Annotated in this window: 12 protein-coding genes; 5 read left to right on the forward strand and 7 right to left on the reverse strand. The window is 47.3% G+C overall.

Features of this window, described 5'->3' with window-relative positions; genetic code table 11:
• Positions 1 to 204 precede the first annotated feature (204 nt).
• The 5 genes from JNN12_02185 to JNN12_02205 all read left to right on the forward strand — a co-directional run bounded on the left by JNN12_02185 (position 205) and on the right by JNN12_02205 (position 6035).
• Positions 205 to 1215 carry an iron ABC transporter substrate-binding protein gene (locus JNN12_02185; GenBank protein MBL7977121.1) on the forward strand — a complete coding sequence of 337 codons (1011 nt, stop codon included), beginning with the start codon at positions 205 to 207 and terminating at the stop codon, positions 1213 to 1215.
• 6 nt (positions 1216 to 1221) lie between these two features.
• The gene (locus tag JNN12_02190; GenBank protein ID MBL7977122.1) at positions 1222 to 2766 is read left to right on the forward strand and encodes an iron ABC transporter permease; all 1545 of its coding nucleotides are present in this window, start codon (positions 1222 to 1224) and stop codon (positions 2764 to 2766) included.
• A 92-nt stretch (positions 2767 to 2858) separates the two neighbouring features.
• Positions 2859 to 3905, forward strand: coding sequence for an ABC transporter ATP-binding protein (locus JNN12_02195; GenBank protein MBL7977123.1), 1047 nt, complete (start codon positions 2859 to 2861; stop codon positions 3903 to 3905).
• 142 nt (positions 3906 to 4047) lie between these two features.
• Positions 4048 to 5565 (forward strand): sigma 54-interacting transcriptional regulator, encoded by a 1518-nt coding sequence (locus tag JNN12_02200; GenBank protein MBL7977124.1) that lies wholly within the window; start codon positions 4048 to 4050, stop codon positions 5563 to 5565.
• Between the two features lie 137 nt (positions 5566 to 5702).
• Positions 5703 to 6035, forward strand: coding sequence for a high-potential iron-sulfur protein (locus tag JNN12_02205; GenBank protein ID MBL7977125.1), 333 nt, complete (start codon positions 5703 to 5705; stop codon positions 6033 to 6035).
• 323 nt (positions 6036 to 6358) lie between these two features.
• Here the strand turns inward: JNN12_02205 and JNN12_02210 are convergent, their stop codons facing one another.
• The 7 genes from JNN12_02210 to JNN12_02240 all read right to left on the reverse strand — a co-directional run bounded on the left by JNN12_02210 (position 6359) and on the right by JNN12_02240 (position 14223).
• Positions 6359 to 6958 (reverse strand): riboflavin synthase, encoded by a 600-nt coding sequence (locus JNN12_02210; GenBank protein ID MBL7977126.1) that lies wholly within the window; start codon positions 6956 to 6958, stop codon positions 6359 to 6361.
• Positions 6959 to 6976: 18 nt separating this feature from the next.
• Positions 6977 to 7486, reverse strand: coding sequence for a hypothetical protein (locus JNN12_02215; GenBank protein MBL7977127.1), 510 nt, complete (start codon positions 7484 to 7486; stop codon positions 6977 to 6979).
• Between the two features lie 74 nt (positions 7487 to 7560).
• Positions 7561 to 8331, reverse strand: coding sequence for an HAD family phosphatase (locus JNN12_02220; protein MBL7977128.1), 771 nt, complete (start codon positions 8329 to 8331; stop codon positions 7561 to 7563).
• Between the two features lie 7 nt (positions 8332 to 8338).
• Positions 8339 to 9190, reverse strand: coding sequence for an SDR family oxidoreductase (locus tag JNN12_02225; GenBank protein ID MBL7977129.1), 852 nt, complete (start codon positions 9188 to 9190; stop codon positions 8339 to 8341).
• 100 nt (positions 9191 to 9290) lie between these two features.
• Positions 9291 to 9662, reverse strand: coding sequence for a response regulator (locus JNN12_02230; GenBank protein MBL7977130.1), 372 nt, complete (start codon positions 9660 to 9662; stop codon positions 9291 to 9293).
• Positions 9663 to 9793: 131 nt separating this feature from the next.
• Positions 9794 to 12250 (reverse strand): T9SS type A sorting domain-containing protein, encoded by a 2457-nt coding sequence (locus JNN12_02235; protein MBL7977131.1) that lies wholly within the window; start codon positions 12248 to 12250, stop codon positions 9794 to 9796.
• A 275-nt stretch (positions 12251 to 12525) separates the two neighbouring features.
• Positions 12526 to 14223 carry a T9SS type A sorting domain-containing protein gene (locus JNN12_02240; GenBank protein ID MBL7977132.1) on the reverse strand — a complete coding sequence of 566 codons (1698 nt, stop codon included), beginning with the start codon at positions 14221 to 14223 and terminating at the stop codon, positions 12526 to 12528.
• Between the last annotated feature and the right edge of the window lie 131 nt (positions 14224 to 14354).

Genomic DNA, 14354 nt, shown 5'->3' on the forward strand with positions numbered 1-14354 from the left:
GCATACAACTCAGTTTTATGTAAATTTGTTTCAGATACAATCATCTGGTTTATAAATGTCGGTTTGTCCGCTTTGGTTTTTGGCTACATAGCAGCGAACGCAGCCAACCTTCTCTGATTATTGATTTTTTTGTATGCCCGTTGGTATTTTGGCTCATTTAATTTAGATTGAATCTAAACAAAAAACATTCAAACCCGCACCGTCATGAAGCGATACATTTTATTCCTTAGCCTAAGCCTCGTCCTTCTCTCCGGCTGCAAGCCAGCCAGCCAAACAACCGAAGAAAAAACATTGATCCTTTATGCTGGACGTGGCAAAGAATTGGTGGATGGCATTATCGAACGCTTTATGAAAGAATCTGGGATTAACGTACAAATCAAATATGGTAAAACGGCAGAATTGGCGCTGATGCTCCAACAAGAAGGCGTCAATAGCCCTGCGGATGTTTTTTGGGCACAAGACGCTGGCTCTTTGGGTGCAGTGATGCAAGCCGGACTATTGACCGAACTTCCGCAAGACCTCACCGGAGCCGTTTCCAAAACTTTCCGGAACCCACACCATCAATGGGTGGCCCTTACTGGCCGCGCCCGCACCCTTGCGTACTCCCTCAAACGAGTTTCCTCTGCCGATCTACCACAAAGTATCTTTGATCTTTCCAATCCGAAATGGAAAGGGAAGATTGCTTGGTCTCCTGATAATGCCTCGTTTCAGTCTTTTCTAACCGCGCTCCGCAAAACGCAAGGCGAGGAAAAAGCCCGCGCTTGGCTCTTGGCCATGAAAGCCAATGAACCCAAAGCCTATGCCAATAATGCGGCCATTATAGAGGCGATCGCCGCTGGAGAAGCCGATCTGGGCTTGCCCAACCATTATTATTTATTATCTTTTACCGATAAAGACCCCAATTATCCAGTGGGGCAAACGGTGTTTAGGGCGGGAGATGCCGGCAATCTTGTGAATGTTTCGGGGGCGGGCATCCTCAAATCCGGTAAAAACCCAGAGGCCGCAAAAACCTTCTTAAAGTTTATTTTGTCGCAAGCAGGACAAACCTACATGGCCAACGACGAATTTGAATACCCGGTTACAGAGGGCGTAAAACGCCATCACAAACTGATGTCAATGGACGAGTTAGACAAATTAAAACCATCGGTTGACCTTAATTCGCTCGCAGACATAGAGGGCACGCTTGCCCTACTCAAGACCACTGGCATTTTATAAGTTATCATGCAAAACCGGAGCCTTTCCGCCATTTGGTTATTTTCCGCCATACTGACGGCAGGCATGTTGCTCCCATTGCTTTTTTTGCTGTTTAATACCCTTCGTGCAGATGAAATCGCATTGGCCGAAGTGTTCACTGTAAGGACCTGGCTGTTGTTTCGGGATACCTTTCTGCTTATGCTGGCAGTGGTGGTTTTGGTGATGGTTTTGGCATTCCCCCTCGCTTGGATTACAACCCGCACCAATATGCCCGGAAGACAGATACTCACTTGGCTGGGCGTCTTGCCACTGGCCTTCCCTGGATATGTGATGGCGTATGCCCTTTTGGCAATTGGTGGGGACTATGGCATGTCCGCCCGACTCTTCGACGTTTCGGTCCCTCGGTTTTACGGGTTTTGGGGCGCATGTTTGGCCCTTACCATCACCCTATATCCTTATCTTTTTTTAAACCTGCGTACTGCCTTGATCGGTTTAGACCCTTCGGTTGAAGAAAGTGCGCGGTCATTAGGGATGAGTGTTCAACAATCTTGGTTTCGGATCATATTGCCGCAGTTACGTCCTGCCCTTTTATCCGGCGGTCTCTTGGTGGCACTCCATGTCTTAGGAGATTTTGGAGTAGTTTCGTTGATGCGCTATCGCACCTTCAGTTTTGTACTGTATCAAGCCACCGAGATGAGCAATCCGGCAGCGGTTGCCTGCCTCGCCCTTATTCCCCTCGCCATCACATTGGTTTTATTGTGGATAGAAGCCCGACAACTCAAAGGACTTCGCTTAGACACCTCCCCACGTGCCGCCAAACGCCGTTTCAGGTTGCACGAAATAGGATACCTCCAATGGATCCTCTGGATGTTTTACATTATAATGACGTTTATAACAGTTTTACTACCCCTTTTATGTATTGGGTTCTGGGCTTTCCAGTCGAATAATACTACCCATTGGAAAGAGTTACTGACCTCGTTATGGGCCTCAACTTCTGTGGCCTTCCCTTCTGCCGTGGGCGCTGCGTTGTGTGCGCTTTTGTTGACCTATGGCGCAGTCCGTCATCCTTCTTTTCAAACCCGCTTATTCGAGCGACTGGCCTATACGGGTTATGCCACACCGCCCGTCGTTTTTGGTCTGGCCTTTATCGCCTTTGCACTAGGGGCCGTTCCCTTTTTATACCAAACCATGCTTCTATTGGTATTCGCTTACGTTTTTCATGCCCTTGCCGAGGCGATTGGCCCTGTCCGCTCTGCTCTTTTTCAGGCATCACCCCATATTCAAGAAGCAGCACGTTCTTTGGGTATTTCGGGCTTTTCGGCCTTCCAAAAGGTGACACTGCCCCTGCTTAAACGGGGTTTACTGACGAGTATGGCTTTCGTCTTCTTGTCTATCATGAAGGAATTGCCCATCACCCTGTTGTTGGCCCCCATCGGCTTTGAGTCTCTTGCGATGAACGTCTGGCAATATACCGCAACTGCCAATTTTTCAGCCGCGGCACCATATGCCATCACCATCGTGACGCTTTCCTCGACTTTTGTAGGCTTACTCCTACACCGCGAAAAAGCCTGATCCAATGAAATTTAAATGATCCGACAACCCATTGGTTACATTATGGTCATCTTCAAGGCTAAATTATAGACTCCTTAATAACCTCCTTTTTTATGGACGCAACACCCCTACTATTAGTACAAGACCTGCATAAATGTTATTGTCCTACTGAAGGCAAAGTGGTAGCGCAGGTTTCTTTTGCGGTGCAAGAAGAGGAGATTTTTGCCCTCTTAGGCCCAAGTGGTTGTGGAAAAACCACCATTTTACGGATGATTGGGGGGTTTGAACGACCAGACCAAGGACGGATTATACTAAGGAGCCGCACCCTTTCGGATGCGCATACATGGATTCGGCCAGAAAAGAGGGGCATTGGCTTTGTCTTTCAGGAATATGCCCTATTCCCGCATTTAGATGTTCGGGCAAATGTAATGTTTGGCTTGCACCACCTCCCCAAATCTGCCCGCCCCGACCGTGCCGACGAAATGCTCCGGCTTGTAGGCTTGCAAAAACTGGCTCACCGAAAACCACACGAACTTTCTGGCGGACAACAACAACGAGTAGCCCTTGCCCGCGCAATGGCCCCCAAACCACAACTCATTCTGTTAGACGAACCCTTCTCGAATTTAGACGCCGTCCTTCGCAACGAAACACGCGACGAATTGCGCCTTTTATTGAAAGAAGCCAAAATGAGCGCCATTCTGGTAACACACGATCAAGAAGAAGCTTTTTCATTTGCAGACCGAATCGGGGTAATGCAAGAAGGCCACCTCGAACAATTGGGGACTCCCGAAGAACTCTATTACGAGCCCAATACCTTGTTCGTCGCCCAGTTTCTCGGCAAGACCAACTTGTTCTTTTCTGAGGCAGCCGGAAATATGGCCGAAAGCCCGGTTGGAACCATTTCCCTAAAGCGTGCTGCCAAAGGCGATGTTTTAGTCGCACTCCGACCAGAGCACTTAGACATTCGTTTGGTGAACGAAGGGGATCCGATACAAGCCGAAGTCATCTCTAAGGATTTCCGTGGCCACGACATCACCTACCGCCTCCGTCAAAAAGGGCTGGAATTTTTGGTACATACCGATAATCGCCACCGCTTTAATGTCGGTGATCGGGTTTCCGTAAAACCGGTTGAACCCGGTGTGGTCCTTAAACGCGCATAAACCAAAAACCCAGCAACGGTTCATGCGTTAACTGTCCGTGAATAGTAGATACACATACCCTATTTCGGTAAACGGCATGAACCTTCCGGGTGGTTTCGGGTTTTTAATTTTTATAAGCACCGAACATCCCCAAACCCCGCCTATGAATCCTCCTCCCATCCAAACCCTTGGCGAATTAAAAAAGTCCGGATACGTCTTCCGAACGGTTAAAGAAGAATTACGCCATAACCTGATCCTAAAGCTCAAGGCAAAACAACCTGTCTTCGAGGGGATGATCGGCTATGAACGAACGGTCATTCCACAAATTCAGAATGCACTCCTTGCCCGTCACGACCTTATCCTACTAGGCCTACGCGGACAAGGCAAGACCAGGCTCATACGGATGCTGGCTTCGCTCTTAGATGAATATATCCCTTTTATCGAAGGCAGCGAACTCAATGAAAACCCACTGAACCCCATCACAAAGTATGGGAAAAACTTGGTAAATGAAAAAGGCGACGAAACCCCCATCACTTGGCTACACAGATCGGAACGATACACTGAAAAACTCGCCACGCCGGATACCAATATGGCAGACCTGATCGGGGATATTGACCCCATCAAAGCCGCTACCCGACGATTGACCTATGCCGACGAAGAAGTGATCCATTTTGGATTAATCCCACGCGCCAATCGGGGAATCTTTGCGATCAATGAATTACCAGACCTCCAGCCACGGATCCAAGTGGGGCTTCTGAACATTATGGAAGAGCAAGATGTCCAGATACGGGGCTTTAACCTCCGTATTCCACTAGACCTGCTGCTGGTTTTTACTGCCAATCCCGAAGACTACACCAATCGTGGCAGTATCATTACCCCCCTTAAAGACCGGATTGACAGCCAGATCATTACCCACTATCCTAAGAACTTAGAAACGGGGATCGAAATTACCCGCCAAGAAGCTTGGCAAGAACGAGGTGGTGGCGTACAAATAGAGGTGCCACACTTCTTTCGGGAAATCATTGAACAAGTAGCTTTCGAGGCCCGTACCAGCGAATACATAGACCAGAAGTCCGGCGTTTCGGTTCGGATGACACGCTCCGCACTCGAAGCCCTGATCTCCGCTGCCGAAAGACGCGCCCTCTTCCACCATGAACAAAAAACCACTGTACGGATATCAGACTTGTTGCAAGTTGAACCAGCCATCACCGGAAAAGTGGAATTGGTATATGAAGGAGAGCAAGAAGGAGCCCAAAATGTCGCTCGATTACTCATCGGAAAAGCCGTAAAGGCCATTTTTCTGCGTTACTTCCCCGATCCAGCAGATAAAAAATCAGGGAAAGCCGCTTATAAAGAAGTCCTGAACTGGTTTGCGAAAGGAAATAGCCTTACTTTTCGGCACGACATGGACCAAGCAGATTATCATAAAGCCCTCACAAAGATCCATGGACTCGAAGAAATGGTACAAAAAACCATCCAAACCCACCGAGAGGCGGACAAGCTGGTAATGATGGAGTGGGTACTGGAAGCGTTGCACCAACATTCCCTCGTCGGAAAAGACTATTCGGAGTTCTTTGCTTCCTATAGCGACATCGTGGGGTCTATGTTATCTGGCATTGGGAATTTATCCGACGAAGACGAAGATTGGGACGACGACACCTATCGCCGCCCCCGAAAATAACGGCTATGTAGGCATTTGACGTACAACACATTGCGCAAAAGCCTATTGAACGAAATTCAATGAACGGAATACCTTAATCAATTAATGCTTGCTGCCTCACAATGAGGCAACCCTCTTACACTTAAACACAAAATCTCATGCAAGAAAAACTCAACCGCAGAGACTTCTTATTTAAGGCTGCCATGGTTGGCGCTGTCGCACCTGCCTTAGCAGGAACGTTAGCTGCCTGTGGCGGTGGTGGCGATACCGCAGCAGCGGGTTGTAACGACACAACGGGCCTTGCACCTGCGGACATCACCATGCGTCAAACCCTGAAGTACGTAGATGTAACAACCGATCCGACGAAGGCTTGTGACGGTTGTCAACTCTATATTGCAGCAACCGGCGGTGCGGCTTGTGGCAAATGCAGTGTGGTCAAAGGACCGATCGCACCCAAAGGATACTGCACCAGTTGGGTTAAAAAAGCCTAATCATAGCCCATTTTATAAACCTGTCTTTCCTGCCCGAAGGACGGGTTTTTTAATGTCTTAAAAATAATGCTTATTTAGACTAATTCCAAATAGAAAACAAAATTTTTACAAACCCGTCCCAAAAAATATTTCCCTTCCCATATTCAGATAGAAAATCGCTTACAGAATTTTAACCTGCCAGTGGTATTCGTGATGGATCTACATACTAATTGGTTCGCTAAGAAAATTGGCACGTGTAACCGTAAAGTGATGTCATAAGATATTGGCAGGATCATCGGTTTTGTGCAAGACAAACAACTAACGTTAAAGATCGCATGGCGACTTTAGGCCGCATTTTCACGTTGTTCTAACCAGCCCACCACATATTTTCCAAGTAGGTCAAACTCTATATTAACCATCGTACCCACTTGCCAATCGGAGACCACCGTATGATGAAAGGTATAGGGAATAATCCCGATGGTCAAGACCTCTTCCGACAAACGTGCCACAGTTAGGCTGATCCCATCAATGGCAATAGAACCTCTTGGGATCACCAATGCTTTATGCTGCAGCCCAAAACGGATGGTAAACAGCCATCCCGTTTCTTCCGAGACCACACTTTCTATGGTTCCAGTTGCATCCACATGGCCTTGAACAATATGACCATCCAATCGTGCAGACAACAACATGGCCCGTTCCATATTCACCCGTTGTCCAACTTCCCATCCACCCAAGGTGGTTTTTCGCAAGGTTTCTTCGATCGCTTCTACAAAAAACACCTGTTCTTCCAGCGCCACCACCGTTAAACAAACCCCATTACAGGCGATGCTCTGGTCCACTTTAAGCATTGGCACCACATCGGACTGAATCCCAAAACGGCGCCCACCACCCAATTTGGTGATGCTTTGAACGGTTCCAACGGTTTCAATAATACCAGTAAACATGAGGTCAGTCTTTCCATTTTAAGGGTTAAACGTAAACGATTTAGCAAAGGGCTTCGTCGCTCCTGGTTCAAAAACATGAAGAATGACTTCCTTGCTTGGTTTTAATACGGCAGCCAGCGGCTCCAAGTCAAACGTAAGGGTTTCGTAAAGCATCGCTTCGCAAAGATCGCCATTGGCATTATGTGTGAGGAAGAGGTTGTTTTGGGGCGGTAAAGACTTGGCAATGGCCGGACTTCCGGCAAGCCCCCAAACATGCGTTCGACATCCGCCACTACTGGCCACTTTAAGGGTTAAGGTATGGCCCTTCAAAGACCCACCCTCGATACCTGCCGGATCATGCGGTAAGTCATCCGGATTTAGGTGATCGTACACCTGAATTTTGCGAGATTCTTGCAGGCTTCTACCCGAAATAGGGAACGGTTCATCCGATACTACAGGTGAACAATCTTTTACCCCTAAGCACAGGATGGGCATGTCGCAAGAAGCAAGAATTAAAGCAGAAAGCAGAAATGCAACAGCGGTTTTCATAACGATACTTCGGTTGAAAGTCAGAAGTCATTTAAAGAGGATACACCGTTTGTGGGTGCTTCAACCAATCCGAATCAAACCCCGACGGGCAAGGTGTCGCGTCCGTATTGCTTCATCCGGTTCCACGAAACACACCAATCGTATGCCTCCAAAACACCCTCCACATAGCTTCCGGTTGTAATTTGGATGCCCAATGCTTTTACCGATTCGTGGGCATTGGCAGGTGCAAAAGGAAAACCGACCAATTTTAGGGCCCCAATATCCATCCCAGCATCCCCGATATAAGCCATTTTGTGCAATGGAATGCCTGTTATCCGAGAAAGCCACAAGATTCCATCGGCCTTTGTAGTGGCTTTCGGGATTACATCTACCGAATAAGGGGTTTGGAATGCCACCAGATTCGGATAATGCTGGAGAATATGTTGCTCCACAATGGGGAAAAACCGCGCTAAAGCGGCTCGGTCTGGACAAACCACGCCCGCTTGTGTACGCTTTCCATAATCATATACGATGGGGGAGCCAATGATCGCTTGTTGAAGCCAACGTTGAACCTCCTGAATGTCGAGATTTACCCCTTCTTCAAAAGCGGGATGCCATTGCACGTGTCCGGTGGTAAGATGCAACATACCAGCCCCTCCTTCAAAGAGCACCGGCTGGGTTAGCCCGAACAGTTGGGCCATGGCCTCCACATACGGCCCCGATCGTCCAGAGCATAATGACCACTTCGGAAATACAGCATCTTCTCGTACAACAAAATCTGTTATGCGCTGGAATGCACCCAACTTATGCGGACGATAAACCTCCGAAAGACAGCCGTCTATATCCGAGATAAAAAGTTCAATCATGCAATGATTAACCCAGATTCCCTTCGTCCTTTGTCAGTGCTTCTGCCAACATCAGAATAAGCTCGTCCGACATGCCCGTAGAACTAAACCCTCCGTCGTGAAAGAGATTTTGCATCGTCACCATGCGGGTCAGGTCCGAGAGCAACGAAACCGTATAATCGGCACACGAAGCGGCATCGGCATTACCAAGTGGCGAAACCCGATTGGCAAACTCGAACATGGCATCGAAGCCTTTCAGGCCCTGTCCTGCAACCGTAATAGTTGGGCTTTGGGAAATGGTGTTCACCCGGATTTTCCGCTTACCGAGGTTGTAGCCGTAGGTACGAGCAATAGACTCCAACAATGCCTTTGCATCATTCATCTCGGAGTATTTTGAGAACGTACGCTGTGCCCCAATATAACTGAGGGCCACCACCGAAGACCCGTCTGCCAATGCCTCGGTATCTAAAGAGGCGCGGATGACACGATGCAGGCTAATCGCGGAAATATCTAACGTTTTGTGCATGTTCTCATAGTCCAACTCGGTATAAGCAAGCCCTTTACGGATGTTAATGCTTTGCCCAATGGCATGAACGATAAAATCAATTTGACCGCCAAAATGGAATTTGGTTGCTTCGAAGAGCGCTTTCAGGTCTTCATCACTGGTGGCATCCGCATAGATAACAGGGCTATTTCCTGTTATTTCAGACAGTTTGGGCAAATTTCCAAATCGCTTAGTAACGGGCGCATTGGAAAGCACAAACTGTGCCCCTTCCCGATGGGCCGCTTCGGCAATGGCCCAAGCAATGGAGGTTTCAATCATGGCCCCAAAGATGACGCCTTTTTTCCCTTTTAAGAGTCCGTAACTCATAATCTGTATTTTCTTGAAGGGGTTGGGTGTACACCGGAGATACATATTGGATATCCTCCGGACACAAAAACGGCCCGAATATACTAAAACTAAGCGGTATGAAAACGACTTATGTGCGGGCAAGGGTATAAGATAACCACTTTTCGAGCGAAGCGATGATTTGTTCCTGTGAAAAAGGTTTAGGTACAAAATCAGTATAACCAACGTCACGACAAATTTCACGATGACGCTTAAATACATAACCACTCAGGGCGATTATTGGAAGGTGTGGATGGGTCCGCCTTAGTTCCAGAACGGCTTCATCTCCATCCATCCCCCCGCCAAATCCAACATCCATGATCACAGCATCAGGTGGATTTGCACGGACATATTCTATGGCCTCTTCAGCAGAAGCCAGCGTCACGACCTCATACTGGTCTTTTAGAAAAAAATACAACAATCGGCGAAGAGAGGGATCGTCATCCACAGCCAGAATTTTCATACTATTTGGGTCGTTATAGGAGGGCTACATGAAAATAAAGCAATAATCATACCAAAAAAATCAATTATTTCACACACAGAAAAGCCCCTTTTATAAAAAAGAGGCCCTCATCAGAATCAGCATTAAAGACATTATTTAATCAATATCATTCGCTTAGAAAAGCGCTGCGAGCCAGATTCTATCGTATAAAAATATAAACCACTCGGCCAGTTTTTGGCTTGGAGTTGTACGGAATACGTTCCGGCTACTTGTGGTTGATCCACCATTGTTTCTACCAATCGTCCCAAAGTGTCATAGACCAAAAGGCGAACATGCCCGGATGTGGGCAAGTGGTATTGAATAGTCGTTGTGGGATTAAAAGGATTCGGATAGTTTTGCAAAAGTTCTATCTGCTCTGGTAAGGTGGTTTCGTCGTCTATCGCCACAATTTTTCGGGTTAGGAATGTGGCGCGTATGGGCAAGGTAGCATTGGTAACGGTGGTAGTGGCGGATAGTTGGGTTCCATTGAGTTCCCGCCATGCTTTGGTACTCCCCATAAAGAAGGAGGTGTTTTCTCCTGAAAAATAGGAAGCAGCCAATAACATATAATTTTGGTCGTTTCCGGCTTCACGATAGCCTATAAAAACGGTATCGGGCAAGGCATTTAATTTAGATTCATGGGCCGTCAAATCTATTTCAAAAAAATTAAATCCAACGCGGGGCACATCATAAGCACGGGGATCGGTCACATCCAACTCGAATAAGACATCGCCCGGTAATCCTTGGCTATTGCTTTGCCAAACCGTTAGCTTAATGTCTCTTGGCGCATCTGCGGAAATTCCAAAACTACTATCTTGACTACGATAGTAGGGAGAAACAGATACTTTTTGTAATCTTACGGCATTGGTGGGTTTTAGGAATCTTGTAGCGGCGGCATTGCTTTCATTCCCGCCCAATGCAAAGAAATAATAGGCTCCAGAGTCCGTATCTTGGTGTACCAAGGCATTTTCCCCATACTTCACCTCGGTGGAAGCGGTGGCAAGTTCCGAAGACCACGAGGTAACAAACCGAACAGCGGGCGTATATCCGGATCCTCGACTGGGATTTACGTTGCTAATGAGGAGTGACACCGATGTAAACTCGCCCGTAATGGTCTCGGTGGCCGTGCCCAATGTCAGGTCTTTAACCTGCGTTGTCCCCCCTACTGCTTTCAAAATGAGACGGGCACGGGTCACGCTCCGATAATCACTGAGCGTTCCGCCAGCATCTGCTACGGGGTCTATCTGAATTTTAAAGTCTTTCACGGTATTCCAGCGAAAATAGGTTACGCCACCGGGCTGGATTTTGGCCGTGGTTTGGGTTTTTTCGGTTGCGGATGCCCCGTCAAAATCGCCATCGTAGGTTACATTTCGGAAAAAACTCCGGCGGTATCGGTTTTGATAGCCAAATCGCGGGTCTAAGGTATAGGAATTTACCAAATTGGCGGTGTGCCAGTTGTGTACCAAGGTTTCTAAGCTGAGCGTAGTGGCATTTTTGGAGAGGGCATTCCGATAGCCGCCAAGCCCTGTCGCTGTGTCTCGCGTGATGGCTCCCGTATTTTCCGCACCAACTTGCTCGGCCATATAGGTGGTAAACAAGCCTGCTCGTTGATAATCATTCTGGGTAAGGTTATCATTTCCAGAAGAAAGAGTACGCCAATCTAATAAGTAAACATTATTTTCGGCCACTTGCGAAAAACCAATAGTTGGAATAGAGAACGTGCTGAGGTAGTAAATCAGTCGTCCGGAAAAGCCGTTATACAACTCGGCCCATTCCGAGAGGCCCTCATCCACAAAAGTAACTTCGAGGTTGTCATAGTTGATGCGGATCAGGTGTTGGTACTCGTGTGCCGCAGTGGCCATCAACTCTGCAATCCCATTATTTAAACTGGGATAGGTATCTAAATGGATAATGTCGCGGTTATTACCATTTCCGCCGGCTCCGGGCAAGTCTTGCGGCGACACATATCCCGCAATCGCGGATGCATTGCCTTCCGGATCATAATTATCGGGGATGTTATACAGCAGCGCGTCTAATTTTCCATCATTATCACTATTGGGCGGCTGTCCAAACAAGGCTTGATCGGTTTGAATAATGCCTTTATCCGTAAATGCCGGTGTTTTGGCGGTCATATAGGCCACGACCGAGTCTAAGGCCGTACTCCGAATACGTTTTGCGGCTATTTCCCCCAATTCTACCCAAAAATTAGCCTGATCGTGGACTCGCTCTAACCGGAATTTTAGGGTGATATTGCGGTTATTCTTGAAGTCTCGTACCCGAAACGCCAAGGTATCGCCTAATTTAGCCGGAGATTCTTTCTTAAGCAAAGCCTGTCCGCCATTCTTTTTCCACTCCCGGAATCCTGCAAGGGTACGTTGTCCTTCTTCACTGTTCACCAACTGATCCGTAATATGCAGACTTTTTATCATCTTCGTTTTAGGGAACCCCATCTCTGCTTTTTTGGCTAAAACAGTTGGGGTGCCATGTAGGGGTAGCAGTTGTTCTTGTGCAAAACCAACGCTCGCCCCCCCTCCAATCAAACACATTAGGAAGAACGCTTTTTTCAACATGCCATTTTGTTTTTTTGATCAAAAATGGTAAGATACTCCACGCCCACGTTTTTTCCACTACAGCTACCATATTTTGTTTGTAGAGCCGCTACAAACGCTCAGAACGCCACAGAAACCAAATGCGCAGGGTGCGAGAAACCCTTGACCGCAGAAAGGAATGACTGTAATAACCGATGTGCTGAATACCGCAAAATTATCTTTGCCCATAAGTATTCGTTTAACGACAAAAGTCCACGATAATAATCGTAGGCTTTTGTTTGACCGAACAGGGAGAATTATTTCACCAACATCAATTTTCCCGACAGAATCTGATCACCGATAACAAGTTTATAAAAGTACACACCGCTCGCAAACGAAGAGGCTTGCCACATAACTTGGTGCATACCTTGGGATTGCTTTTGATTGACCAACACCGACACTTCACGGCCTGTAACATCATACATGGTGAGGCGCACATTCGCTTCTTGTGGTAAGCTATACGATAGTGTTGTACTTGGATTAAACGGGTTTGGGTACGTCGTAATGTGTACGGCTTGGCTCGTATTTGAATAAGTAACCCTTTCCCTGTCGTCAAGACGCATATCCTTCCTGTTATTCGGTACTTTGGTTTCGCCCAATGTAGCCAAGAGCATGGCCAAATCTTGTTCTTGGTATTGGCTTTGTGGTTTTGCACTTGCCAAAGTTGCTTTTGCCTTGTTGATATCGCCCATTTGGTGATACAACTGCGCCATATTGAGTTGTGCATAGAAACCTGCTATGCCTTTGTCTGCATTGGCAAGTGTTTTGAGTGTGTTGATGGCATCTGCCGTTTTGCCTTCGCTCGCGTCCAAAAGTGCCGATGTCTCCAATGCCGTCACGTACAATGGATCGCTTTTCTTAAGTTTCTGTATTACGAAGCCACGTTGTTCTTGCCCTTTTTGGTATCGTGCTGAAAGTTGTCCAATTTGGGTCAGCGCGATTTGTGCATCTGGCATCTTCCCACTATGCACCACCACTTGCAGATCGGCGAGTGCTTCCTCTATCTTGCCTTTGCCCACTTTGCTCAAGGCCGAGAGCAACGAAACATCTGGCAATTGGTCGGCGTTTGCGGATGTGCTTAGGCTTGTATTGGCATTTGTGTCTATACCTTGCGCCTGCACGGCTGTTTCTCTGGCCCGTGCGAGTGCTGTGCTAACGTCTGCACAATTTGGTGCCCCCAATGAACCGTCATAATAAATAGGCGAACCGCTCATGGTAGGGGTATTGTTCCAATAATTGCTATTGGCAAAGATATAGCCACCACCCGATACTTCTAAGGACGAACTTGCTGCATCGCAAAAATGATTGTGCGAGCCATGGCCAGCGTACAACCCACCTAAAATGCCACCATTATACCCTGCGCTTAACTTTCCGCCTTTGATCTTGTCGTTGCCTAAATAACTCGTTGTAGCACTATTCCTAAAAGCCGTCTTTCCATTCGTTTGTACAACTTGGCTATACCACAAAGAAACAGGCAAGCCGTAGGTTACAATGGCACTTTCGGACGCACTTTTGATCTTGGAATGGCTGATGCTTACCGAATTGCTTCCCCCATACTGACTTGCATACAAACCATAGACTGCACCACCCGAAGGCACATCAATCTCGCTGTTGTTAAACGTGAGGCTTGCACTATTGACACTCAAGGCCGTACCCCCCCAAGAGCCACCTACATTCAAGATTTTGGAACCATCGAAGGTCGCACTGCTGCCCGGGTTCATGGTGATACCTTTCCATGTCCCGCCATTTTGGGAGGTGAATGTGGCTTGCTGGAAATTTACTCCCGCACCATTGATATACAGGTATGAACCATTGCCAAAAGACACCGTTAAAGGATTGGGGGATGTGGACACATTTGTTCCATTTAACGTCATGTTGCCATTAATAGCCCAATTGTTATTCCGTCCAATACTAGTAGGACTGTTCCCAAAATTATAAAACGTTGCTAAGTACATGACAAAAAAGCTTTTCCGCCATGTTGCCTATCTTGTGGGTTCTGACATCTACAAGATTATGGCAACAAAAGCGAAAAAGCTGGCTCAATATAGTGAGCTACAAGATTTTTTTAGTAAAGAACTTCGGCTCA

The organism is Bacteroidetes Order II. bacterium (assembly GCA_016788705.1).
Lineage (GTDB): Bacteria > Bacteroidota > Rhodothermia > Rhodothermales > UBA2364 > UBA2364.

Excerpts from the sequence above, each read along its gene's own strand:
- JNN12_02185 (MBL7977121.1), top strand. The coding sequence starts at position 205 with ATGAAGCGATACATTTTATTCCTTAGCCTAAGCCTCGTCCTTCTCTCC.
- JNN12_02190 (MBL7977122.1), top strand. The coding sequence starts at position 1,222 with ATGCAAAACCGGAGCCTTTCCGCCATTTGGTTATTTTCCGCCATACTG.
- JNN12_02195 (MBL7977123.1), top strand. The coding sequence starts at position 2,859 with ATGGACGCAACACCCCTACTATTAGTACAAGACCTGCATAAATGTTAT.
- JNN12_02200 (MBL7977124.1), top strand. The coding sequence starts at position 4,048 with ATGAATCCTCCTCCCATCCAAACCCTTGGCGAATTAAAAAAGTCCGGA.
- JNN12_02205 (MBL7977125.1), top strand. The coding sequence starts at position 5,703 with ATGCAAGAAAAACTCAACCGCAGAGACTTCTTATTTAAGGCTGCCATG.
- JNN12_02210 (MBL7977126.1), bottom strand. The coding sequence starts at position 6,958 with ATGTTTACTGGTATTATTGAAACCGTTGGAACCGTTCAAAGCATCACC.
- JNN12_02215 (MBL7977127.1), bottom strand. The coding sequence starts at position 7,486 with ATGAAAACCGCTGTTGCATTTCTGCTTTCTGCTTTAATTCTTGCTTCT.
- JNN12_02220 (MBL7977128.1), bottom strand. The coding sequence starts at position 8,331 with ATGATTGAACTTTTTATCTCGGATATAGACGGCTGTCTTTCGGAGGTT.
- JNN12_02230 (MBL7977130.1), bottom strand. The coding sequence starts at position 9,662 with ATGAAAATTCTGGCTGTGGATGACGATCCCTCTCTTCGCCGATTGTTG.
- JNN12_02235 (MBL7977131.1), bottom strand. The coding sequence starts at position 12,250 with ATGTTGAAAAAAGCGTTCTTCCTAATGTGTTTGATTGGAGGGGGGGCG.
- JNN12_02240 (MBL7977132.1), bottom strand. The coding sequence starts at position 14,223 with ATGTACTTAGCAACGTTTTATAATTTTGGGAACAGTCCTACTAGTATT.